The organism is Hydrogenimonas thermophila (genome assembly GCF_900115615.1).
Lineage (GTDB): Bacteria > Campylobacterota > Campylobacteria > Campylobacterales > Hydrogenimonadaceae > Hydrogenimonas > Hydrogenimonas thermophila.
The window spans coordinates 1-25,217 of sequence record NZ_FOXB01000003.1 but is presented as its reverse complement, the minus strand read 5'-3'; the positions used below and the strand labels follow the sequence as shown (position 1 = coordinate 25,217).

The 25,217-nt window shown below is 32.4% G+C and carries 26 protein-coding genes; 20 read left to right on the top strand and 6 right to left on the bottom strand.

Annotated elements, in window-relative coordinates:
• The first annotated feature begins 11 nt into the window (after positions 1-11).
• Complete coding sequence (locus BM227_RS01485) at positions 12-629, top strand: hypothetical protein (protein WP_092910376.1); 618 nt, start codon at positions 12-14, stop codon at positions 627-629.
• Here BM227_RS01485 and BM227_RS01480 read toward each other — a convergent pair.
• Positions 590-1,276, bottom strand: coding sequence for a methyltransferase domain-containing protein (locus BM227_RS01480; RefSeq protein WP_092910372.1), 687 nt, complete (start codon positions 1,274-1,276; stop codon positions 590-592). The two genes, BM227_RS01485 and BM227_RS01480, sit on opposite strands and share 40 nt — an antisense overlap.
• Positions 1,277-1,350: 74 nt before the next feature.
• Between BM227_RS01480 and secG the strand changes: the two genes are divergently transcribed.
• The 7 genes from secG to BM227_RS01450 are packed head-to-tail and all read left to right on the top strand — an operon-like array spanning position 1,351 to position 6,266.
• Positions 1,351-1,689: a preprotein translocase subunit SecG gene (gene secG, locus BM227_RS01475; protein ID WP_092910369.1), complete on the top strand. Its 339-nt coding sequence runs from the start codon at positions 1,351-1,353 to the stop codon at positions 1,687-1,689.
• Positions 1,689-2,639 (top strand): polysaccharide deacetylase family protein, encoded by a 951-nt coding sequence (locus BM227_RS01470; RefSeq protein WP_092910367.1) that lies wholly within the window; start codon positions 1,689-1,691, stop codon positions 2,637-2,639. Before secG ends, BM227_RS01470 begins: the two co-directional genes overlap by 1 nt.
• A 29-nt stretch (positions 2,640-2,668) precedes the next feature.
• Positions 2,669-3,232, top strand: a complete 564-nt coding sequence (frr, locus tag BM227_RS12675) for a ribosome recycling factor (RefSeq protein WP_177201941.1) — start codon at positions 2,669-2,671, stop codon at positions 3,230-3,232.
• A 3-nt stretch (positions 3,233-3,235) separates the two neighbouring features.
• Positions 3,236-3,844, top strand: coding sequence for an orotate phosphoribosyltransferase (pyrE, locus tag BM227_RS12670; RefSeq protein WP_177201940.1), 609 nt, complete (start codon positions 3,236-3,238; stop codon positions 3,842-3,844).
• Positions 3,845-3,853: 9 nt separating this feature from the next.
• A complete protein-coding gene (locus tag BM227_RS01460) occupies positions 3,854-4,342 on the top strand; it encodes an RDD family protein (RefSeq protein ID WP_092910364.1) in 489 nt (162 codons plus the stop codon).
• Positions 4,343-4,355: 13 nt separating this feature from the next.
• Positions 4,356-5,444 (top strand): MFS transporter, encoded by a 1,089-nt coding sequence (locus BM227_RS01455; RefSeq protein WP_092910362.1) that lies wholly within the window; start codon positions 4,356-4,358, stop codon positions 5,442-5,444.
• 54 nt (positions 5,445-5,498) lie between these two features.
• Positions 5,499-6,266, top strand: coding sequence for a TIGR04219 family outer membrane beta-barrel protein (locus tag BM227_RS01450; RefSeq protein ID WP_092910359.1), 768 nt, complete (start codon positions 5,499-5,501; stop codon positions 6,264-6,266).
• Here BM227_RS01450 and BM227_RS01445 read toward each other — a convergent pair.
• Positions 6,263-6,892 (bottom strand): NAD(P)H-dependent oxidoreductase, encoded by a 630-nt coding sequence (locus BM227_RS01445; protein ID WP_092910355.1) that lies wholly within the window; start codon positions 6,890-6,892, stop codon positions 6,263-6,265. The genes BM227_RS01450 and BM227_RS01445 overlap by 4 nt on opposite strands.
• Before the next feature lie 10 nt (positions 6,893-6,902).
• Positions 6,903-8,711: a translational GTPase TypA gene (gene typA / locus BM227_RS01440; RefSeq protein WP_092910352.1), complete on the bottom strand. Its 1,809-nt coding sequence runs from the start codon at positions 8,709-8,711 to the stop codon at positions 6,903-6,905.
• Between the two features lie 160 nt (positions 8,712-8,871).
• Between typA and fliK the strand changes: the two genes are divergently transcribed.
• The 5 genes from fliK (at position 8,872) to thyX (ending at position 16,074) form a co-directional block, all read left to right on the top strand.
• Positions 8,872-10,650: a flagellar hook-length control protein FliK gene (fliK, locus tag BM227_RS01435; RefSeq protein ID WP_092910350.1), complete on the top strand. Its 1,779-nt coding sequence runs from the start codon at positions 8,872-8,874 to the stop codon at positions 10,648-10,650.
• Positions 10,651-10,659: 9 nt separating this feature from the next.
• Positions 10,660-11,331, top strand: coding sequence for a flagellar hook capping FlgD N-terminal domain-containing protein (locus BM227_RS01430; RefSeq protein ID WP_092910347.1), 672 nt, complete (start codon positions 10,660-10,662; stop codon positions 11,329-11,331).
• Positions 11,332-11,336: 5 nt separating this feature from the next.
• The gene (locus tag BM227_RS01425) at positions 11,337-12,923 is read left to right on the top strand and encodes a flagellar hook protein FlgE (RefSeq protein WP_092910344.1); all 1,587 of its coding nucleotides are present in this window, start codon (positions 11,337-11,339) and stop codon (positions 12,921-12,923) included.
• A gap of 56 nt (positions 12,924-12,979) precedes the next feature.
• Positions 12,980-15,265, top strand: a complete 2,286-nt coding sequence (flgE, locus tag BM227_RS01420) for a flagellar hook protein FlgE (RefSeq protein ID WP_092910340.1) — start codon at positions 12,980-12,982, stop codon at positions 15,263-15,265.
• 149 nt (positions 15,266-15,414) lie between these two features.
• Positions 15,415-16,074: an FAD-dependent thymidylate synthase gene (gene thyX / locus BM227_RS01415; RefSeq protein ID WP_092910336.1), complete on the top strand. Its 660-nt coding sequence runs from the start codon at positions 15,415-15,417 to the stop codon at positions 16,072-16,074.
• Here the strand turns inward: thyX and ruvC are convergent.
• Positions 16,071-16,538 carry a crossover junction endodeoxyribonuclease RuvC gene (gene ruvC, locus BM227_RS01410; RefSeq protein ID WP_092910333.1) on the bottom strand — a complete coding sequence of 156 codons (468 nt, stop codon included), beginning with the start codon at positions 16,536-16,538 and terminating at the stop codon, positions 16,071-16,073. The two genes, thyX and ruvC, sit on opposite strands and share 4 nt — an antisense overlap.
• Before the next feature lie 141 nt (positions 16,539-16,679).
• On the opposite strand from ruvC, the gene dnaA reads away from it, so the two are divergent.
• The 5 genes from dnaA (at position 16,680) to BM227_RS01385 (ending at position 22,751) form a co-directional block, all read left to right on the top strand.
• On the top strand, positions 16,680-18,017 hold the full coding sequence (gene dnaA / locus BM227_RS01405; protein ID WP_177201939.1) for a chromosomal replication initiator protein DnaA: 1,338 nt from the start codon (positions 16,680-16,682) through the stop codon (positions 18,015-18,017).
• Positions 18,018-18,210: 193 nt separating this feature from the next.
• Positions 18,211-19,278, top strand: a complete 1,068-nt coding sequence (gene dnaN, locus BM227_RS01400; RefSeq protein ID WP_092910328.1) for a DNA polymerase III subunit beta — start codon at positions 18,211-18,213, stop codon at positions 19,276-19,278.
• Positions 19,279-19,307: 29 nt separating this feature from the next.
• A complete protein-coding gene (gene gyrB, locus BM227_RS01395; protein WP_092910325.1) occupies positions 19,308-21,626 on the top strand; it encodes a DNA topoisomerase (ATP-hydrolyzing) subunit B in 2,319 nt (772 codons plus the stop codon).
• Between the two features lie 23 nt (positions 21,627-21,649).
• Entirely contained in the window at positions 21,650-22,051 is a 402-nt protein-coding gene (gene queF / locus BM227_RS01390) for a preQ(1) synthase (RefSeq protein WP_092910322.1), read from the top strand.
• Positions 22,052-22,145: 94 nt separating this feature from the next.
• The gene (locus BM227_RS01385) at positions 22,146-22,751 is read left to right on the top strand and encodes a hypothetical protein (protein ID WP_092910320.1); all 606 of its coding nucleotides are present in this window, start codon (positions 22,146-22,148) and stop codon (positions 22,749-22,751) included.
• Between the two features lie 36 nt (positions 22,752-22,787).
• Here BM227_RS01385 and BM227_RS01380 read toward each other — a convergent pair whose 3' ends face one another.
• Both BM227_RS01380 and BM227_RS12665 read right to left on the bottom strand, forming a co-directional pair.
• Positions 22,788-23,123 carry a hypothetical protein gene (locus BM227_RS01380; protein WP_092910317.1) on the bottom strand — a complete coding sequence of 112 codons (336 nt, stop codon included), beginning with the start codon at positions 23,121-23,123 and terminating at the stop codon, positions 22,788-22,790.
• A gap of 93 nt (positions 23,124-23,216) precedes the next feature.
• The gene (locus BM227_RS12665; RefSeq protein WP_177201938.1) at positions 23,217-23,366 is read right to left on the bottom strand and encodes a hypothetical protein; all 150 of its coding nucleotides are present in this window, start codon (positions 23,364-23,366) and stop codon (positions 23,217-23,219) included.
• A gap of 186 nt (positions 23,367-23,552) precedes the next feature.
• On the opposite strand from BM227_RS12665, the gene BM227_RS01375 reads away from it, so the two are divergent.
• A complete protein-coding gene (locus tag BM227_RS01375) occupies positions 23,553-24,701 on the top strand; it encodes a hypothetical protein (RefSeq protein WP_143089673.1) in 1,149 nt (382 codons plus the stop codon).
• 237 nt (positions 24,702-24,938) lie between these two features.
• Positions 24,939-25,217 (top strand): transposase (locus tag BM227_RS01370; protein WP_177201937.1); only part of this gene is annotated, 279 nt, incomplete at its 3' end.

Below are 25,217 nucleotides of genomic sequence, written 5' to 3'. Positions count from 1 at the left end.
TAATTTAAAGTATGAAAAGCATTATTTATTCAATTGTTATACTACTTTTTGTTACCGGATGTTCTTCAAAATACCCAATGGGAGTGGATGAAGATACTTGGAAAAAGCTCCCTCCAAAAACTAAAGCAGAATTACTTCAAAAAGAAGCTGATCAAAGAGCTAGACAAAGAGAGTTAGAAGAGAAACTTCGTCATCAAGAGAGAATGAAAGAGCTTGAAATAGCAGCAAAAAGAGAAGCAAGACTAAACAGAATTTTAAAACTTGCAAAATATGGAGATATAGTAAGAGTTAATATATCTGGCGGATGCATACATATATTTAAAAATTGTGAACCATACCGTCCAATTTCACTTCTTTTAGTAAGAGGTGAAACTAAACATACTAAACTTATTATGAACTATAGCAGTCTTGAGTTGTGGGTAAGGTATGATCATCAAGGCATAACTATTGATGATGATCAAGACTTGGATGATTTTGATGCTGCTGTATATCTGCCTGAACATTGGGAGAGAGGTAGGTATTATCGTTTAAATCTAAAAGAACCTTATCAAAAAAATCCTGTCATACAAAATGCTAAAGTTTATATACGTTATCTTCCAACAGCAAGAACAACTTCAAATTGCAAATAAGAGAGAGGATAATTTCTTAAAATCTTTCTTGTTTGTGTAATACTAAGTTTACGTTTACCACCACTTACACCACTTTGTTTAATATAGCGCAACATAGAGAGTCTATCGCTAAAATATAGCCTAAACTCAAGAGTATCGATTTTCACATCAAAATGCTTTTGCAGTAATCTTACTGTCTCATCTTTTGATCTTATGGGTGAAGATATACCGGCAATTTTATGGAGTGTTTTAAATGTACCTGATGTAAAGAGCGATAATGCAACAGGCTTTTTAAAAGATGCTATTTGAGATAGTGTCCAATCAAGATTTTGACTCCATTGAAGAGCAGAAGAAGAGACTATTAGATCAAACTCTCTTTTTTTCAATACTTCAAACAGTTTTGGATCATTAAAGTCACCAACCATTGTTTCAACACCATTTGCAGTTGGATGAATTGCCGTCATTTCAGGTGCAATGTCTATTGCCAAATAACTCATAAACGGTTTTTTATAGGCATTAAAAAAACCACCACTACCACACCCAAGATCTACAATATGAGAAAAACTACCGGAAATTTTACTTGCAAGTGCTTCTGCTACACGCGCTTGAATTAGACTATAACGACTGTATGTTTTAGCAAATCTTTGAAACTCTTTATGTGAAGTCATATTTACTTTCTATAATGTTTAGGATATAATAGCGCGCTAATTATACACTACTTTTTACAAAGGCAATTTCTACAATGATTACCGTTTTATTTGTATTTCAAATCGTACTGGCTGTCATATTGACTATTCTTGTTCTGCTTCAAAAAAGTTCATCTATTGGTCTTGGTGCATATAGCGGATCTAATGAGTCAGTGTTTGGTGCAAAGGGTCCTGCTGGATTTTTGGTTAAAGCTACTTTTACCATTGGACTCATCTTTATTTTAAATACAATAGCATTAGGCTATATTTATAATAAAAACTACAACCAATCTGTTGTAGATAATTTGCCATCACAAAGCAGTGTACCAACACCTCCTGCTGTACCTGTAGCACCTGCTGTACCATCAGCTCCTGAAGCTCCAACAGAAAAATAATGCGCCTATGGTTTTGGCTCAGTTGCATTTGCCTGAGCCTGTGGGCAGATGCCCACATCTTCGTTTATCACCGTTTTGGAGATATAAAACATCAGTCTACAAATACATCTATTGAAGTTTTAAAAAAAGAGTTTGAATATTTTAAAGAAAATGGATATAAAGTTATTACTTTATCCAAACTTGTAAAAGCTATAAAAGATGGTAAAACTATTCCAGATAACTGGGTAGTTTTGACCATAGATGACAGCTATAAAAGTTTCTATAAAAATGGATTGCCTGTTTTTAAAAAATATGGGTATCCATTCACACTATTTGTTTATACTAAAGCAACTGAAGCGGGTTATGGTGATTTTATGACTTGGAAACAGATAAATGAAGCCAAAAAATATGGAGAGTTGGGGTTTCATTCACATACACATCCACATATGGTTTCAAAGAGTAGTAAAGATCTAAAAAAAGATTTTGCTACCGGTATTGAACTAATGCAAAAACGAATAGGAGTAAAACCAAAATATTTCGCTTATCCTTATGGTGAATATGATGATCGTGTAAAGAAGATAGCAAAAGAGTATAATTTTGAAGCAATTCTGAACCAAAATGTAGGTGCTGTTTCAAAATTTTCTGATATTTTTGATATTGACCGCATAGCACTAACAGGTAGTACAAATCTAAAAAGTAAATTAAAAATAAAATTCTTACCAGCAACTTGGATAGAGCCTAAAAACTATCCAAAAGATGGTATAGTAAAAACTATTCACATAAAAATAGATACACCTGTAAAAACAAAAAAAGCACAACTTTATATTACAGGTTATGGATGGCAGTTGGTAACTATAAAAAACAATAGAGTAAAAGTCAAACTGGATAAACCGCTTAAAAATCGTAGAAGCCGTCTAATTTTAAAGCTTGATAACGATAAAATAAGTACAAAAATTTTGGTAAAACCATAATATTACCGATTAAAAAAAGGAGCAAAACAATGGAAGAGCTAAATAGTGTTTATGATTATGCCAAAGAGCATATGGAAAAGAGTTTAGAAGTCTTAAAAAAAGATTTCACTACAATCCGTACAGGTCGTGTCTCTACACATATTGTTGACAACATAAAAGTTGACTACTACGGAACTCCAACTCCTCTAAATCAGGTTGGCAGTGTTATAGCTACAGATGCACAGACTATTACTATCAGTCCTTGGGAGAAAAACCTTTTACCAGATATTGAACATGCTATTCAGCAGGCAAATATTGGTGTCAATCCTAACAATGATGGTGAAACAATCAAACTATTCTTCCCTCCTATGACTGTAGAGCAGAGACAAGAGAGTGCAAAACAAGCAAAAGGAATGGGTGAAAAAGCAAAAATTGCTATTAGAAATATTCGTCGTGATGCAAATGACAAAGTAAAAAAACTTGCTAAAGATAAAGTTATTACTGAAGATGAAGAGAAAAGAGGGCTTGATCAAGTTCAAAAAATTACTGATGACTACATTAAAAAAGTTGATGAACTTGTAAAAGCTAAAGAAGCAGAAGTCCTAAAGGTTTAAGCTGTGGATATCAAACAGATCTATATGGATGCAGAGGCACTATTACACGGTCACTTTAAGCTAAGTTCAGGTAACCATTCAGAGTACTATTTGCAGTCAGCCAAAGTTCTTGAAGACCCAAAAACAGCTAAACTTCTTGCTGAGTCATTGGCTGAGCAGATTAAAGAGTATGGTCTTGAAATTGACACAATCTGTTCACCTGCAATCGGTGGACTTATCGCAGGCTTTGCATTGGCAACTGCACTTGACTGTCGTTACATCTTTACAGAACGTGTCAATGGCACAATGACATTGCGTAGAGGTTTTAAAGTAAAAAAGGGTGAAAAGATACTAATTTGTGAAGATATCATCACTACAGGTGGTTCTGCAATGGAAGCAGCTGCAGAAATTGAACGACTTGGAGCAGATATTGTCGGTTTTGCAGCACTGGCAAATAGAGGATTCTGTAAACGTGTAGGCAGTGATTTAGCTGACAAACCTAACTGTAAACTTCCTAAAGATAAGCCTTTCTTTGCACTGGCAGACTTCGATTTTCCTATGTATGCACCAGAGGAGTGTCCAATGTGTAAAGAGGGAAGTGAAGCAATAAAACCAGGTAGCCGCGGTAATTAAGGGGAGAGAATGGGGCGCTGGCGTAAAGTAAAACAAGGTAAGATTGAGTCTATTAAAAAAGAGAAAGAAGAGATTTTAGAATCTGTTAAATCTTTACAATGCGCTCCTGTTACACTGCGTCTTAAAGCACTGTTGACAGATACCTTTATGATTACAATGCCTGTTTTATACATTGTCATATATCTTGTTATGGGTGACAGAGAAGGATTTAAAGAGCATATGGGGCAAGGGTGGTTAATAATTTTAACAGTTCATATGATAATTACCCTTGCATTTTGGAAATTAAAGGCTCAAACTCCTGGTATGAAAGCATATGACCTATATCTTATAGACCCACAAACAGATGAAAAACCTGGCATTGTAAAATTAGTCTTGCGTTATATAATGCTACAAACTTCCATTCTCTCATTTTTTGGTATCTTATTACCATTTATAATGAAAGATAAAAAGGGGTTACACGACCTCGTTTCTGGTACTTGTATCGTCTATAAACCTTAACAGAGGACCCTGAATGTTCTGGCGTCTTTCAGCTTTCTACTTTTTCTATTTTGCAATTATCGGTGTTTATGTAATCTTTTTTCCAAAAGCATTGCAAATGGTTGGCTACTCAAGCGCTCAAATTGGCATATTACTTTCAGCTGCACCTCTAATGCGTTTTATAATGCCATTTTTCTTTTTAAAACATGTAGAACTAGATAGAAAAAGCTATACACTTTCTCTTCTTATTTTATCAATTTCTGTAACTCTTTTTTATCCGGCATTAAATAGTTTTGAAGCACTTTTGATCGTTAATCTCCTATTTGGAGCATCTATTAGCATATCTCTTCCATATGTTGAAGCTCGTGCATTAGATGTACTTAACAGGTCAACTTATGGTAAGTCAAGACTTTTTGGCTCTATAGGCTTTATGCTTATTGCACTGTGGCTTGGTAAAGTTCTTGATACTCCAATAGATGCAATTAACTATCTTCTTGGTACAACACTCTTTACAACACTAAGTGGACTTGCAATTGTATACGGTATAAAACAAAGCGTACCTAAGGAGAAAAAAGAGGAGGGGAAAGCTAACTTTTCTATTATTGGTTACTGGCCTCTTTGGCTAAGTTTCTTTTTGATGCAGGTTAGCTTTGGAGGATTTTACAACTTTTTCACAATATATGAAACAAGTCACGGAATCAGCCTTGAAATGACTAGCTGGCTTTGGAGTTTCGGTGTTATATGTGAAATTATAATGCTCTATTTTCAAGGACCGCTTCTTAACAAAAATCTATTTACTATTATACAGGTTACCATTGTTCTTACAATATTAAGATGGCTGCTTCTATGGCTATTTCCTGATGACTTGACAATTACTTTTGCAGCCCAAAGTCTACACGCATTTGGATTTGCTCTTTATCACACTGCTTCAATTACACTTCTTCACACTCTTTACCATCAAAAAGCTCTAGCACAGCAGTTTTTCCTTGGTATCTCTTATGGTTTAGGTGGATTTATTGGAGCAATTATTGCAGGACAGGCGTATGGTGAGTACCTTTTTCTTGTTGAAGCATTAATTGCTACAACTGCATTTTTAGTTCTAAAAATACAAAAAGAGAGATAACTATAGAGTCAATTTTGTCGATATGAATAAATACAAATTAAAAAAAGGACTACAATGAAAAAAGTTTCACTTATTACTTCTGCTGTTATAGCACTTACAACCTCTGCAATGGCAGATAACATTGGAGGAGAAGTAGCTATTGGTTTATGGAATCACGATCCAAGCGGATGGATTCAAAATCCAGCAAATACTTCAGATACAAACAAAGTTGATCTAGATAAAGACTTAAACTTAAACACAAAAAGCGAAGTTTATATTCGTGCTAAAATAGAACATCCAATACCACTTTTCCCAAACATCAGAGTTGCATATACACAAGTAAACAGCAATGGAAATACTGCTGATTTAACAAAAACTTTTAATTTCGGTAATAAAACATTCACAGTAGGTTCAACTATTAAAACTGATATTCAACTTAATAGTTTTGATACTTCACTATATTACGAAATAATTGACATTGGTTTTGATGCCGATCTTGGTATAACATTTCGATATATTGACGGATATACAGAGATATATGCAATAAATAATAATTTAAATCAAAGAATTGATACTCAAGTACTATTTCCTATGATTTATGCAAATGTACGAGTACCTTTACCTTTTTTAGATAATCTTTCAATAGGAGCAGAAGGAAATTACATAACTTATGATGGCAGTATTATATATGACTTGCAAGCTGATGTCAGATATGAATTTTTTATGGGGCTTGGAGTTGAAGCAGGATACAGAGCTCAAAAATATAAGTTTGATGATATAGATAATACCAGCAGCGACATAGATATAGAAGGATTCTTTATCGGTGCTGTCTGGGATTTTTAAATATACTCGACAATTTTGTCGAGTGATAGTCTAACCTTCTTAGTAACTTCATTTACCCGGTAACCAAAGGCAATAATGAGTGCTAACTCTTCCTTTGTCGGGTCCATATTGAGTAAACTTTCTATTTTCTCTTTTTCAAAGCCTTCTATTGGACAACTGTCAATACCCATTGCAGCTGCTCCTGTCATCATATTTGCAGCTGCAATATAGCATTGTCTGCTACTCCAGGAAAAGATGCCTTCACCAGCCATTTTAGCCGTTGCAAACTTGTCATAGATATCAAAATAGGCTTCTATTCTATCTTTTGGTAAATCACGGCGTGAAAGCATATCGCGACTATATTTGCTACCTGGAGCAAGTGGAGAGATAACTGTTTTAATCAGTACAAGATCACTGCACGTCGTAATTTGCGGCTGATCCCAACAAAAAGATCGCAGCTTCTCTTTCATCTCCTGGCTTTGAACTACAAGAAAACGCCAAGGCTCCATACCAAATGATGAAGGACTTAAACGACCATACTCTAAAATCAGCTCCAACTTCTCTTTAGAGATTCTTTTTGTTTCATCAAAAAGCTTGCATGCATGCCTTCTTTGCATTGCATCTAAAAAGTTATCAGAACTAATCATCACTACCTACTTACTTTTTCTGTTTTTCCATACGTTTACGAACATGTGGATCAAGATATCTTTTTCGTACACGAATATTTTCAGGTGTCACTTCAACAAGCTCATCATCTTCAATCCACTCCATAGCACGTTCTAGAGTCATTTCACGAGGTGGGACAAGAACAATAGCATCATCTGCTCCTGAAGAGCGTACATTTGATAGTTTTTTACCTTTAATCGGGTTAACTTCCAAGTCATTAGGACGAGAATGTTCACCTATAATCATTCCTACATAAACTTCTGTTTGAGGTTTAATGAAAAGTACTCCTCTATCTTGCAAGTTATATAAAGAGTAACCAAGAGCTTTACCATTCTCCATAGAGATAAGTGCACCATTAGCACGATGCTCAACCTGTCCTACAAATGCACGATACTCAAGGAATGAATGGTTCATAATGCCTTCACCTTTTGTATCGGTCAAAAATTGTGTTCTAAATCCAATTAGTCCTCGTGCAGGAATCTCAAACTCAATGCGGGTCGTACCATCTGGCATAGGGTTCATAGTTGTCATCTCAGCTTTGCGGCGTCCAAGTTTTTCAATAACAGAACCACTAAACTCTTCAGGTACATCAATAACAAGATGTTCATATGGTTCAAGACGTACACCATTCTCTTCTTTTATGACAACTTCCGGACGAGAGATCAAAAACTCAAACCCTTCACGACGCATATTTTCTGCCAAAATAGAGATTTGAAGCTCTCCACGTCCAGAGACTTTAAAACTTCCTTCTCCAAGCTGTTCAAGGCGCATTGCAATGTTGGTTTCCATCTCTTTTTCAAGTCGCTCTTTAAGTTTGTTTGCAGTAACAAACTTTCCTTCACGACCTGCAAATGGACCATCATTTACGCTGAAAATTACTGAAAGAGTTGGCTCTTCAATGTGAAGAGGATCAAGAGGTTGCGGATCGTTAGGATCAGTAATAGTATCACCAACATCAATCTCATTAAAGCCAGCAATAGCAACAATATCACCTGCTTCAGCTTCATCTATCTCTATGCGTTCAAGTCCTAAAAATCCAATAAGCTTACTGATGCGTCCTTTAACTTTTTCACCATCAGATTTTGCTAGTAAAACCTGCTCACCGGCTTTAATACGACCATTAAAAATACGTGCAACGCCAATACGTCCTACATAGTTATCATAATCCAAAGTAAAAATTTGTGTTTGAAGAGTATTGTCAGGGCTTCCATCAGGAGCTGGAACATGCTCTAAAATTGCATCAAATAGCGGTGTTAAATCTTTGTTTTCATCATCCATATTCCATTTTGCATACCCATCACGAGCTGCAGCATAAAGAACAGGGAAATCAAGCTGTGTTTCATTAGCATCAAGAGCAACCAACAAGTCAAATACTTCATCAACAACACGATCAGGCTCAGCAGCCGGTTTGTCAATTTTGTTGACAACAACAATAGGGCGAATTCCCAACTCAATAGCTTTTTTCAAAACAAATTTAGTTTGAGGCATAACGCCTTCTTGAGCATCAACCAAAAGAAGAACACCATCTACCATCTTCAAAACACGCTCAACTTCGCCACCAAAGTCAGCGTGACCCGGAGTATCGATAATGTTAATTTTGTAGTCGTTGTAACGAATTGCTGTATTTTTGGAAAGAATTGTAATTCCACGCTCTTTTTCTATGTCATTGCTGTCCATAACACGCTCAGCAATCTCTTTATGAGCTTCAAAAGTTCCTGATTGTTGAAGCAAACCGTCAACCAATGTTGTCTTACCGTGGTCAACGTGTGCAATAACGGCAATATTACGAATATTTTGCATTGTAGTGTAGTCCTGTGAAAGTAGTTATTTTGCGCATTATATCTAAAAGAGAGAAGAAAATGAAAACAGTATGTTGAAAAATAGAATAAATATATTTTTATATTGAAATGGAATACTTTTTGCTTGTTAGTTTAATATCTAGATAAATAAGGCAGAAAGTATGGTAACACAAACATTAGAAGCTATTCAAAATAGTAATCTGTCAAAAAATAGTGATAAAGTAAAATCAGCTAAAGACGAAAGCAATGAGTCCTCTTTTGAAAAAATTTTACTAAGTATAAAAGATAATAACGAAAATGATGATACTGAACTGCTAAATAAACTTACTAAATTACAAGAAACTGATAACCAAGATAGTAAAAACAGTGATAAATTTAATATTTTAAAAAAACTTTCATCAGAAGAGACAGACACATTAGCTGAAACTTCTGATATTGAAAATGAATCTATTGAATTACTAAATAAAAAAATAGCTGACACTAAAAACAATAATGAGACTTTTGTAAAAAATTTATCGTCAAAAAATATAAATACATTAACTGAAACTATAGAAAATCTTGATATCGAAAATAAACCAATTAACAATATAGAAAAAGTTATATTTGAAAATAGAGAATTACAAAATGAAAAAACCAATTTACCTACTAGTAAAAATCAATCTAATAGTAAAACACCATTAGAAAATGAAAACTTTCTATCTAATATCAGTAACACTATTAAAACAAATAATGAATTAAATATAGAACAAATAAACTCACCCTCTAATGATGATAATACTGATAGACAAGATGATAAAGAAAAAAATAAAGAAAGTTCAATCTCAAATCTTAAACTATCAACACTTCTTAATAATAATTTTGAATCAAATGAAAACAAAATAGAAAAATCAAATTTAGAAAATAAAGAAAAAGAGTTAAAATATCAAAACTATACTTCACGCACATTTCTATCAAAAACAGAAAATATAGTAAAAAATGAACATGAAATCAAACAATCCAAAACGCTTAATGAAATTATCAATACAGCAAAAAAGCATAACTTAAACCCTCAAAAAATAGAGATAGAAACAAAAAAACAAGATAAATCTACAAATAAACAAAATTTACAGTCTCAAACATCTATAACATCAGCTAAAGCTATATTAAATTCTCATCCTCATATTTCACAACATGTAGCTGCTTTAAATCTTGAAGTTGATGAAAGTAAAAAAAACTTAGATAAAAAGACATCTATCTCTTTGCAAGAGTTATTACAAAAAAGCAATACAGATAAAACAGAAAATATATCACAAAACTCAGTTACAAAATCTTCAAATACAGAACAAGAAAACAGCTTAGCTAAAATGCTTAGCCAACTACAACAAAATAGTTCAAAGCCTAATTCAAAAGAAAATATATTTACATCTAAATTAAAAGAGATAGAAAAAAAGAGTATAACAAACACTAAAACAGAAAAAACATTCACAAAAGTAGATTTAAATGAAATGGTCCACAATGATAGCATCAATAAAAGTAGTGAACAAATTAGTCAAAGAATTATAGATGCCAAACAGACAGTACGTCATTTTGCTCAAACACTGCAAGAACAGGTTGAAAACTATAAACCGCCATTTACACGTATGCAACTATCTTTAGATCCAAAAGATTTAGGGAAAGTTGAAGTAACACTAATTAGTAGAGGTAATAATCTGCATATTCAAGTCAATTCAAATCCAACTGCTATTGGAGTAATGGCTATACAAGGAAATGAACTTAGAAACCAACTTACCTCTATGGGATTTACAGATGTACAAATGCAATTCAATATGAACCAGCAACAGCAGCAACAGCAGCAGCAAAATAACAGAAGACAAATGTATTCATCAAATGAATATATAGATATTGATGAAATACCAGAAAATTATGAATCACTAGAGATAATCATCCCACAATACGTATAAGGAGAAATTATGGATGTTACCAGTACATATAACACAACAAGTTCATTAGGCAGTACAACTAGCGACATTGCAACCAATCCTGACTCAGTTTTAGGTAAAGATGATTTCCTAAAACTACTATTAGTAGAGTTAGAGTATCAAGATCCTACAGATCCTACAGATACTGAAAAGATATTAACACAGACATCTCAACTTGCAGCACTGGAAGCATCTGATAATACAAATAAAGCTCTTGAAGAGTTAAGCAAAACTCTCTCTTACACTTCTCAACTCTCTACTGTTTCAGCAATTGGAAAAATGGGATCACTTGGAACAAACTCTATATTACTAGAAGAAACTGGTGATCCAGAGTTTGAAATTTACTATCCAGATGATGTTGCAGCTGGAACAGTAACAATCAAAGACAAATATGACAATATTGTTAAAACATTTGAAATATCTGATCTACCTGCAGGAGTGAACTACTTTACTTGGGATGGAACTAGTGATACAGGAGAACGTTTAGAGCCAGGAGGTTATTCTATTGAATCATCATTTACTACTCCAACAGGAGAGGAAAAAACAACAGCATTTGGTGTTTACCCAATTGAATCAGTACGTTTTGATAACAATACTACATACTTAAAAATGGGTTCATCATATTTTCCATTAGACCAAGTAGTTGAAATTTATCAAGGATAAATAAAATGAATACATCATTTTATAATGGCATATCGGGGACTATTTCACACCAATATAGTATAGATGTAATTAGTAATAATATAGCAAATATAAATACTGTTGGGTATAAAAGTAGTGAAGCTGAATTTTCATCTCTATTTTCAAAAATGTTAAGCCAATCAGAGACACTTCCAACTACAAACCAAATTGGTTTAGGAAGCAGAATAAATGCAACAGCTTTAGATATGTCACAAGGTTCTTTACAAAATACTGACAGACCATTTGACCTTGCAATAGGTGGTGATGGCTGGTTTGCAATAGATTATAATGGTGAAACACTATATACAAGAAATGGTGGATTTTCTTTAGACCAAACAGAATATTTATCAGACAATAATGGAGGTTACCTTCTTGGTGCAACTGCAGATAATATAATAAAAACTAACGATGGAAAATATACTATTAATACAGTAGATAGTATTCCACTTACTTCTACCGTTGAGCTAAAAAAAATATTTATGCCTACTGAATTATCTATGCCTGCTGAACCAACAACTTATGTAAAAATAAATGGAAATTTAGATAGTTCAAAAAATTTCAATTTTGTAACAGTTGAATTAAACAATCCACAATATAATGAGAGTATAAATGATACAAAATTCTCAATAAATGGAAGTGTAACAGCTGATAACATAGTGTTAGATCCTAAAGAAGGTGATACTATATTTGTTACATTGACAAATAGTGATGGAAAAGAGATAGTACTTCAAACCCAACTTGATAAAGATCTTAATTGGTCTATTAATGATGCTGATATTTCGGAGTTGGATCCAATAAATAAATCTCCAATTACTGTTGAGAAAATTGAGATAAATACTTATCAAGAAGTACCTAACGAAGCACACTTTGCAACTCCTTTAATTTTAGAAACAGGAGAAAAAGGTGTTTTAGATATGAATTTTACAAAAGTAGTACCGCAAAGTGAAAGTGGAGTTATTTGGAATGGTACTATGAAAATTCTTGATAGTAATGGAAACGTGATAGATTCAAAAGATGGAACTTTGACATTTGATAGCAATGGTGCATTAATTTCAAATAGTTTTGCACCTTTACAACGAGCAGATGGTGGAACTATTGATGTTATTCTTGGAACACCATACAATGAAAATATTGAATATAGTGGGTTTGATGGTGTTGTATCACTTGTAAGTTCTTCTTCTCTATATGAAGAAGAACATGATGGCTACTTTGCGGGTGAATTAAAAGAGTATGTAATAGAAAATAATGGTATTGTTTATGCCATATTTGATAATGGTAAATCATCTCCAATAGCAAATATTCCAGTTTACCATTTTCAAAATGATCAAGGACTTGAAAAAATTGGCAGTAACTACTTTCAATATACTCCTAATAGTGGAAAAGCTTTTCTTTATACAGATGAAAATGGTGAAGCTATAAAAACTATTTACTCTAACAAATTAGAAAATAGCAATGTAGACCTCAGTCAAGCTTTAACAGAGCTAATAGTTATGCAAAAAGCATTTGATGCAAATGCAAAAAGTATTACAACAAGCGATCAAATGATTCAACAAGCAATAAATATGAAAAAATAGGAACGAAAAATGCTTACTGATATAAAGAGTAAAAATCAATATCAAAGGATAGCCTCATGATGCGATCACTTTGGGCAGGAGTCTCAGGACTGCAAGCACACCAAATAGCAATGGATGTTGAAGGTAACAACATTGCAAATGTCAATACAACAGGATTTAAATACAGTAGGGTAAACTTTTCAGACCTCTTAAGCCAAACAACAAAAATTGCTACAGCACCACAAGGAGAACTTGGTGGTAAAAACCCAATGCAAGTAGGACTTGGCTCACAAGTTGGATCAATTACAAAAATTTTTAAACAAGGTTCTATTCAAACCACAGATAAAAATACTGATATGGCAATCCAAGGAGATGGCTTTTTTGTTGTAAGTCCAGATGGAGGGGCTACATACAAATATACAAGAAATGGTGATTTTGTATTTGATGCAGATGGAAATTTTGTAGATTCTAATGGATATGTTGCTCAAGGTTGGGTAAGAGATCCTGTAACAGGAATTATTGACTCTACTGCACCAATACAAAATATACAAATTCCACCAGGGTTAACTACTCCTGCTAGGGCTTCCTCAGTTGTAACATTAAAAGCGAACCTTAACTCTGGTGATACAATAGTAAATAAAAGCCCTATTTATCAACTTGACTCAAATAGAAATTGGGTTGATAAAAATGGTGACGGAATACAAACGAGTGATGAAATTCATGATGAAAATGATATAGGTGATACTATATTTGATTTAGATGAAAATATTTATGAGCAAGGACAAGACTTTGGTTCACTATTTAATGCAAATGGAGAAGCTTTTGCATTACAGGAAGGTCAAGGTATCTGGATCAGTGCAGCAGATGCAACAAATAGTCAAAATATAAATGCCGCTGCTGCAACTAAATTTCATGTAAAACTTAATGGAGTTGAAATAAACGTTGACTTAAACGGTACTGATGATGAAAAGATGTCCCAAATAGTAAATGCTATAAATGAGTATTCAAATACTACAGGTATAAGAGCATCAGCAAGTGGAACAACATTAAATTTACTTAATGACAATAAAACTGGAACAGAAGCAGACTCTAAAAATATTAAACTTGAAGTACAAGCAGATGATGATAGTGCTATAAGCAGTGTATCTGTATATACAGCTTATCAATATGTTTATCAAAAAACACCTGCAAGTTACTCTCCACCAAGTAATGATAGTACTAAACAATTTTTTAATACAACTGAAGATTTAAGACATGCTATACAAACCAACTTCAGACTTCATACTGACTACTCTGGAGATGGTACGATAGATGCTACTGATAAAAATGATGGAGTTGAAGTTACAATTAATGAAGAGGGAAAATTCCAAATAGCAAACCCAACAGGGGATGCATTCAATGCTGATGATGGTGATGAAGTTGTAGCTGATGGAGTAGATAGTGATGGTGATGGCAATGATACAAACCAAGCAGATACTAATGCTAACGATTGGGATTTAGCAATTTCAATTACATCATTAACAAATGCAACAGAAAATATTTCAAGTAATACTAAATTTACTGATGCTTTTGCAGCACTTCAAGGAAACCTTCCAAGCGGAACAGGTTTTAGAACTTCTCAACAAATTACTGCTGCTTCACATGCTGCAAGTATTGATATATTCGATTCATTAGGAACAAAACATACTGTAAGATTTGAATTTGTTAAAGTAGGATATACAGAAGATGGTGGTACAGAGTGGCAAATGAAAATATCTGTACCAAAACCTGGCGATATTAATGGAGGTATAGAACCAAAAAATATTGCAATGGGATATGTAAAATTTAATTCTGATGGATCACTGCAAAACTATTCACCAACAAGTGTAACCTTTACAGCAAACAATGGTTCTACTCCTAATCAAAATATTAATATAAATCTTGGAGACTTTGGTGCTTTCAATGGTATGACAAGTTTTGATAATCCATCTACAACATCAGGAATAAGTCAAGATGGTTATCCTGGTGGAGACTTAAATGGAATTCGTATTGATGAGACAGGAACAATTATTGGAAGTTTTACTAATGGTAGAAGTTTTGGACTAGCTCAAGTAGCTATGGCAAACTTTGCAAATAATGAAGGTTTAGAGAGTGAAGGAGGAAATACATTTATACAGACTTCAAACTCAGGAGACCCTATTATAGGTGCAGCTGCAACTGGTAAAAGAGGTTTCATACAAGCAAGCTCTCTTGAAATGAGTAACGTGGATCTTAGCCGTTCTCTAACACAGATGATTATTGTGCAACGTGGCTTCCAAGCAAACTCAAAAACTATTTCAACTTCTGATCAAATGCTACAAACACTATTACAGCTTAAACAATAAATCTATTCAAGTACCGTAATTCGGTACTTGATAAATATTTTAACATTCACTTTCACTCCTTCTAAATCAGTAATAAAACAAAGTATACAACTAGCCTTTGATATAATAGCAATATTTTGTTTGTCTATTGTCAAAAGGAGATTTTAAATATGAAAATTACTCTATTACAACATACACCTTTGGAAGTGTGTGCACATGCCATAAGAACATGTTGGCAAAGTTTTGATAAAAGTGATTCAGGAGGAGAAAAAGATAAGGAATTAATTGATCGAGTAGGAAATAAGTTTAAACATGCAAGTACTCTTGAACATCTTATATATACATTTTATATTCAAGGTATCAGTCGTGCAGTTCTTCAAGAGCTTGCTAGACACAGAATAGCTAGTCTTAGTGTAAAAAGTACAAGATATACTTTAAAAGAGTTAAAAAATGAAGATACATTTTTAAGTAGAGAGAAAAGATCAAATGAAAATGTAGGAGAATTTTTTATTTTAGCACCTGATCTAAAAAGAGCTAGTAAGTATATAGTCTTAACAGATAATGATGAAGTAAACAAATACAGCGTTATGGCTCTTGAAAATCTACGTCAACTTTTAGTAGCTGGTATTCCAAACGATAAAGCCAAATATGCTTTGCCTGAATGCTATAAAACTGAACTAACCTGGACAATAAATGCAAGAAGCCTTCAAAACTTTTTAGAGTTAAGAAGTGACAAATCAGCTCTTTGGGAAATTAGAGATTTGGCATATGAGATATACAATACACTACCTAATGATCATAAATATCTTTTTACAGTAAAAACATATTAGTTCACTCTATGAGCATGTGTAATAGCCACAGCCATTGCATCTGTAATATCGAGCGGTTTAATCTCTTTATTAATTTTTAATATCTTTTTTACCATAAAAGCAACCTGTTCTTTGGCTGCTTTTCCATTTCCTGTCAATGCTTTTTTCACCTGCAGAGGTGTATATTCAGCAAAATTTCCTATCTCTTGCAAAATTTTTAGACTTAAAGCACCCCTAAATTGAGCAAGTTTCAAAACTGTTTTTGGATTGAATGCAAAAAATATATCTTCTATTGCAACCTCATCAACAATATTGCCTTTTAAAATCAAATCCAACCCTTCAACAAGTTCAACAATTTGATGCTGAAGTTCACGTTCACGTATCTTTATTAAACCTGCTTCTACAAGATGTAAAGATCGACCATCTTTTTTTATTATCGCATAACCACAATTTCTGCTTCCAGGATCTATTCCTAAAATATTCACACTATTCACCTTTTTATTCACACTGTGAATAACTCTATTTTCACACTCTTACAACCGCATTTTAGCGAAAATGAGATAAAATATTCTCAACTTTTCACATACTTTATTCACATAGTGAAATATCAAATAAATGGGTAGATTATGCTAGTTGATAAAATTTTAGACCTTTTAAAACAGGAAATTCCTCAAATAGAATTTGAGCGTTACATAAAACAGCTCTCTTACGATGAAGAGGCTTCAAGATCGGATATTGCTATATTTTATGCACCAAATCCACTAGTAGCAAGATGGGTAAAAACCAGATATGGTGATAAACTATCTCACCTATTTGAACTTAAAACTGGGATTAAACCTCAAATAGTTGTTGAGGTGAAAAATAGTAAAAAAAGAGTACCAGTTCAACAAACCAGTGAAAACAGTACAGATACAGGAGTATCAAAAAACTCTTCAAAGAGTACTATTCTAAACCCATCATATACATTTGAAAGCTTTGTTGTAGGAAGTTCAAACCAGTTTGCCTATACAGCTGCTCTTCGTGTAGCAGAAAAGCCAGGGGTTCAGTATAATCCTCTATTTATTTATGGTGGAGCAGGTTTGGGAAAAACACACCTGTTGCATGCTATAGGAAATTTCAACCTTGCACGCAACAAACAAGTAATTTTCACATCATTAGAGCAGTTTATGAACCAATTTACCCACCATCTTAGAAACGGTACAATGGATCGTTTTCGTGACAAATACCGAAGCTGCGATATTCTGCTACTTGATGACATACAGTTTCTAAGCCGAAAAGAGGAGACACAAAAAGAGCTATTCCATACATTTAACGAACTTCACGGAAATGGAAAACAGATAGTCATGACATCTGACCAACACCCAAAAAAGATTGCAGGACTTGAAGAGAGACTTAGAAGCCGCTTTGAATGGGGACTTATAGTAGATATTCAACCGCCTGAACTAGAAACAAAAATTGCAATCATAAAGAAAAAATGCGAACTTAACGGTATTCATATTGATAATGAAATTGTCAACTATATAGCCGCAAATATGGGAAATAATATCCGTGAAATTGAAGGTATAATCATACAATTAAATGCATTTGCAAATATGATGAACCAAAGTATTACATTAGAATTCGCCAAAAATGTAGTTAAAAACCAAATTAAAGAGCGTTCTGAAAATATCACAATAGATGACATTGTAAAAGTAGCTTCACGTGAGCTTAATGTAAAACCAAGTGAAATAAAAAGTAAAAGCAGAAGTCGTAAAATTGTTGAAGCAAGACGTATTGTTATATATTTGGCAAGATCACTAACACCAAACTCTATGCCAAGCCTTGCTCAATACTTTGGAATGAAAGACCATACTGCTGTAAGTCACGCAATGAAAAAGATAAATGAAATGATAGATAAAGATGAAAATTTCAAGGCAAAAATAGAAGAATTGAGCCACAAAATTACATCTGCAACAGTAGAATAGCGCATTAAACAGGCATTCTATTCTTTTTGAGGTAAAAAAAAGATATAATAAATAGAAGTGAATAAAAGTGAAAAATCTTGCTTTTGAATATATTGAAAGAAATCCCTCTATTTGGTCGACAAGCAGCATTTTTCACATAAACACGGCAAACGACTACTGCTACTAAGAATATTAAAAATATAAAGGAGTTCCGATGAGACTTGCTGTAGCTAAAAGCACGCTTGAATCTCTGCTGATAAACCTTCAGCCATTTCTCGAAAAAAAAGACACATCACAGATAACTTCCCATGTGTTACTAATAGCAAATGAAAATAAAATGGTTGCAAAAGCTACAGATCAGGAGATCGGACTACAAGCTACTACCGAACATGTAGATATTCATATAAACGGCAAAGCAACAGCAAATGGGAAAAAACTACTTGACATTGTAAGAATTCTGAAAGAAGATGACATCATACTTGAAACAATAGAAGAGACTCTCCATATTACTCAAGGAAATTCTAAGTTCAAACTACCAATGTTTAATGCAGAAGAGTTTCCAGAGTTCCCAGACTTAGACGATCTACCATCCATCGAGCTAAACTCAATGGAACTCATTCAAATGTTTAAAAAAGTTTCACCAGCTATTGATACAAACAATCCAAAATATGAACTAAATGGAGCACTCCTAAATATTAAAGAGAATGAAATAGATATTGTAGGTACAGATACTCGTCGTCTTGCAATAGGAAAAATAGAAAACAGCAATGACAAAACACTCTCTATGATAATTCCAAAAAAAGCAATTATAGAAATACAAAAACTATTTTTCGATCAAATAGAGATATTCTACAATGAAACAAACTTAATAATAAAAACACCTAATTACTACTTCTATACACATTTAATCAATGGAAAATACCCAGATTACGAAAGAATAGTTCCAAAAAGTCTTAAGCATTCAATTATATTGCCAAAAAGTAAAATTATTGAATCAATTAAACAAATTACAACTATCTCTCAAGAGATAAAAATGACTTTTAAAAACAACTCTATAATATTTAAAAGCTTAGGAGAAGAAAACTCTGAAGCTGAAACAGAGATGGAGTTTAACACAGGATTCAATGAAGAATTCGTATTGGCAGTAAATAGCAAATATTTACTTGATTTTCTTGGTCAAATAGACAATGAAGAGTTCAATATGGGATTAAATGAACCAAACTTACCATTTATTGTTCAAAGTGGCAACTTCTATACCGTTATTATGCCAATTATCATATAAGTTATAACAAACATAAGGAAATATAGCAAATGAGCAACCAAAATTACGGCGCAAGTAATATTAAAGTTTTAAAAGGTCTTGAAGCTGTACGAAAACGACCTGGAATGTATATTGGAGATACATCAGTAAAAGGTCTCCATCATCTTATATATGAAGTTGTAGATAATGCTATAGATGAAGCTATGGCAGGTTACTGTGATCAAATAAAAGTTACACTCAAAAAAGATGGTAGTGCTGTAATCAGTGATAATGGACGCGGTATTCCTACCGACATGCACCCAACAGAAAAAATACCTGCTGCAACAGTAGTTTTAACTGTTTTACATGCAGGAGGAAAATTCGATAAAGATACATACAAAGTTTCAGGTGGTTTGCACGGTGTTGGTGTCAGTGTTGTAAATGCACTAAGTGAAAAACTTCATATGACAATTTATAGGAATAAAAACATCCATGAACAAGATTTTGAAAAAGGTATACCAGTAAATGAGCTTACAATTACTGGAAATACAAGAAAAACTGGAACAACAATTCAATTTTGGCCTGATCCTACAATTTTTGAAACAGTAGATTTTAAATATGAGATTCTTTCAAAACGTTTCAAAGAGTTAGCATACTTAAATCCAAAAATTACTATAACATTTGAAGATGAACGAATAGGAAAAAAAGAGGTTTATCACTTTGAAGGCGGTATAAACCAGTTTGTTCAAGATATGGCAAAAAAAGATCCTATTTGCCAAGTTATTAGCTATTCTGAAAGAGTAGAAGATATTGAGGTTGATATAGCGTTTGAGTATACAACCGCTTATGATGAAAAGCTTTTAAGTTTTGTAAATAACATAAAAACTCCTGATGGTGGTACACACGAAAGCGGATTTAGAGCAGGTTTAACACGTGCAGTAAGTCGATACATCCAAGAAAATGCAAATGCAAGAGAAAAAGATACAAAAATCAGTGGTGATGATGTAAGAGAAGGATTGGTTGCTATTGTAAGTGTTCGTGTTCCAGAACCACAATTTGAAGGTCAAACAAAAGGAAAACTTGGAAGCAGCTATGTAAAACCAATTGTTCAAAAGTTAACATATGAAAGACTGTTGAAATATTTTGAAGAGAATCCAACAGATGCAAAAGCGATAATGCAAAAAGCATTATTGGCAGCAAAAGGACGTGAAGCTGCTAAAAAAGCAAGAGAGCTTACAAGAAGAAAAGATGCAATGACAGTAGGAACACTGCCTGGTAAGCTTGCAGACTGTCAAAGTAAAGATGCATCTATCAGTGAACTATACCTAGTTGAGGGAGATTCAGCAGGAGGTTCAGCAAAACAGGGACGAGATCGTGTATTTCAGGCAATTTTACCACTAAAAGGTAAAATTTTAAATGTTGAAAAAGCTCGTTTAGACAAAATATTAAAATCTGAAGAGATAAAAAATATGATCACAGCACTTGGCTGTGGAATAGGTGAAGAGTTTAACCCTGAAAAGTTACGTTATCACAAAATCATTATTATGACGGATGCCGATGTTGATGGTAGCCATATTCAAACACTACTGCTTACATTCTTCTTCCGTTTCCTTCGTCCAATCATAGAAGAAGGATACCTATATATCGCTCAACCTCCTTTGTATAGATATAAAAAGGGTAAACAAGAGATTTACCTAAAAGATGACAAAGCAATGAGTGAATTTTTAATAGAGAGAGGCATTGATGCACTTGAAGTTCAGGGAATGGGCAAAAAAGATTTAACTGAACTTTTTAAACTAGTAGCTTTTTATCGTATGACTCTAAAAGAGCTTGATAAGCGATTTTCACTAGTTGAAGTTATTAGATACTTGATAGAAAACCCTGATGTTTTGGCTCTTGACAATCAAGCACTTTTTGAAGATATCAAATCTTATTTGGACAATTTAGGCTATAACATCCTAAACAAGCATGTAAGTGAAGATGTCATTCATCTATATGTACAAACAGATGAAGGATTAGAAGAGATTATCATTGATGATGAACTATTTACAAATCCTTTCTATAACGAAGCAAGATATATATTTGACAAAATCAGTGAAAGAGATTTAACTATTTTTGAAGGAAAAGATCTGCTTGAAATGCTTGATGAGATAGAGAAAAGTGCTAAAAAAGGTGCATATATTCAGCGTTACAAAGGTCTTGGTGAAATGAATCCAGAACAACTTTGGGAAACCACTATGAATCCTGAAAATAGAAGACTTTTAAGAGTTTCCATTGAAAATGGAGAGTCTGCTAGTGATGTATTTACTCTATTTATGGGTGATGAGGTAGAACCTCGTCGACAATATATTGAAGAACACGCCAAAGATGTCAAACATTTAGATGTCTAAACATAAACAAAACAGGAGTAGCGGTGAAATACGGTGAAGAGATTATTGAGAACTTTAATATCGATAAAGATTTAGAAATTTGGCCAAACAAATTTCAAAAAAACTATAAAATTACAATTACTCTGCCAGAATTTAGCTGTTTATGCCCAAGAAGCGGTTACCCAGACTATGCTACTTTCAAACTTGAGTATATTCCAGATCAGTGGGTAATAGAGCTTAAAGCTATCAAGCTATATATAAACTCTTTTAGAAACAGACATATAAGTCACGAAGAAAGTGCAAATGAGATATATGATGTACTATATGAAAAACTCAAGCCAAGATGGATGAAACTGACAGCTGATTTTAATCCAAGAGGGAATGTTCATACTCTAATAGAAATAGACAGTGATCTGATAAAAAAAGAGGTAAAATGTGTTAAATGAAAGTGAACTGCTTCACTTTCATAACATTTTACGAGTTTTTGGTATGCACACTTGCATCCAAAAACTCTGAGTACCGATGATTTAGGAATAATAAATGTATTTTTTGCGTAGAATTGTTTTATCTATTGCAATTATATTGTCAATTACAGGCTGCCAAGATAGTGGTCAAAAGCCCAGACTTATAGATCAAGAAAACAGTAAAATAGGCTATGCTCAAACAATTCTTGGAAGCAGCTCTAAACCAAAAATCTCTGATGAAAAAAGACTTGAACTTGAATCTAAAAAAGAGATTGCAAAAATTGAGATGCAAAAAGCTATTGCAATTGAAAAGTTAAAAACAGAAGCATTGAAAGCAAAAACACTTAGTGAAAAAGAGATATCATTAAAGCAATTAGAGTTGCAAAAAAGCAAGATAGAAGATTCTAAAATATTTAATAAGTGGATAATTTTAATAACTATCTTTGCTTTTATTACAATTGTTTGGCTTATATATAAGCTATTTAAACATCACCAAGCTACAAAACTAAAAATACATAGAGAGAAATTAGAAGCAGAAAAAGAGTTAAAAGAGAAAGAGTTGCAAGTACGAGTTGTTGAAAAGATGATTGATGCTATGAGTGAAGGAAAACTCAGTGAAGAGCAACAAAAACTTCTTTTAGAATCAATTAATAAAAGTAATAAAATATTACCGCATAAATAAGTGGTGGAGCATAGCAGAATATGACTCTATCTATACTTATATGCATGTTAATAAATAATGTTCATCAACTTCAAATATAACTTTTTCTTGTCTTAGTTTAAAATCTTTTATGATTAAATCTTTATGATTTTTAATTACATAACTGTTCGAATAAACTACAAATTCATTTTTATTTTGATTATAAACAACTCTTCCCCTGTTAATCTCTTCATATTCATATAAATAAAACTCTTTAAATTTCTGTTTAAACTCTTCCCAGACTTCGTAATGTGAAAAATTACTATCTATAAATCCATTTAATGGTGATAAAAACTTTATTGATTGTTTTTTAGAGTAAATTTTATCTTTGTAAATCCAAAAAACTCCAACCATTACATATACCTTACTTTAATCAAAAATTCCTCAACTATTTCAAAAAATTTAACCCTATCTATGAATATTTTTCTACTATCTAATCTTTTTAATCTATAATAAATATTTAGCAAACTCAGCTATATATCTATTGTGATGTATATAATTCATATCAAGAGTTTTAAACAGCCAAATAATAAAAAGAGATTTTGGATCTATATCTATAAAACTAATGTCGTTGAATATATTAGATTTAAAATACATTCTAATCCTTTGTTTTTTTTGAGATTATAATTAAAATTATAGTTAGATTATGTCTGTTTTACAAGCAGACATAATCTATCCACTTAAAACTGTAAAATTATTGAAAAAAAATACAAGGAGAAAGATATGCCACACATTACCCATCCTGTGAAAGGAACACTTATTGGTGTTAGAAGAGTAGAAAGATTGCCTGAAAAAGTTTTATTTTACAGTAATGATATAGATTTTGTTAGAGAAATTTTTAGAGATAAAGAGAGTATAGTTAATAGTTGTGCAAGTGTTTTATATTTAAGCGATCGTATTTTTTCTACTTTAAAAGATGAAGAATGGACTAGAAGACTTCTTGAAAAATCAATTAAATTGTCTAAAAATAGTAGTGAAAAAATTGCTATTGCTAAACGATTTATACAACAGCTTAACGATAAAGAAATGGCAAAAAAGCTTTACAAAGAAGCAGAAGAAATTGTTGATGGGGATTTTAAATCATATTATAAATTAGCAAACGACATCTTATTTGTTTTAGAAGATGAAAAATGGGCAAAACAGTTGTATAAAAAAACAGAAAAGTATGCTAAAAATAAAGATGACTATTTTTTACTTTTTAAAGATATTGAAAAAATAGATGAGAATTTATGTGATAAATTATTTAAAAAATATTTAGAATCTTTAAAAACATATAAAGATATTGAAGAGGTTTTAAGCTTTGATATAAAATATTTTTCAGAAAATAAAAAATTACTAAAAAAGGTATATGAAAAAGCTATAGAGCTTGCGAGAATAGATAAGGATAGATTAGAGCTTTTGTTAAATATTGCTACATATTTTGGGACAAGTGATATTGAATTATTAGATAAAATATTAACAAAAAAAATTAACAACATTGCACTTTTAAGAGAATATGCATTAAAATCCATAGATGTTTCAAAAGATAAATATTTGGCTAAAGAATTATTTAAAAAAGCTTTAAAATCTATTAAAAATAAAGGTTTTAAAACTGATGATTTGTTTGAAATAGGTAGATTGTTAGATGATATTATAGAATTGGGTGACAATGAATTTGTCAAAGAGGTAAATATTTTGTATTTTATAGAAAAACTTCTAAAAAAACAACCAGATTATTTCCATAGAAACAGTAGATTTTCTTTAGGTGGACGACTTTTTAACAGTATTATGACAAATTTAGAAGATAATGAATTGGCTATGAAAGTTTGTAAATTAATAGAAGATAATTCGATTTATGAATGGGAATATTCTGAATTAGTAATTTATTATTTACGATTAGATGATAAAGAAGCAGCCAGAAGGATGTATGAAAAGTATAAAAAATTAATATAATAGTAGTTTTGAAGTATTAATGAAGCTTGGATATAACATTAATTTAGGTTAAATTTGTTTAATTTTAATGATGTTATAAATTTTTTGAATTAACTTATAACTTTTATCAAGAGCACATCTGTTATAATGGTAAAATTTAACTACAAATAAATTGTTTTTATATGTCTCTATAAATCTAGGGAGTGTTAGAAATTTTGTGTCAATCCGATAGAATAACATATTCTAAAGGAAAGACACATGAAAGAGACATTTGATTTAAATGAAGCACTTGAGCAGATAAAAAGAGGTGCAAAAATAGATGGAAAAGATGGAGTGCTTGCTCCACTTATAAAACAACTTACAGAAGCTGCTTTAGAAGCAGAGCTTGAATCACACTTATCCAAAGAGATAAAAAATCGTAAAAACGGTAAATCTTCAAAAAAGATGAAAAGCTCCGTAGGAGAGTTTGAGTTAGAAGTTCCAAGAGATAGAAATGGAACCTTTGAACCCCAGTTAGTAAAAAAACATCAAACCCAT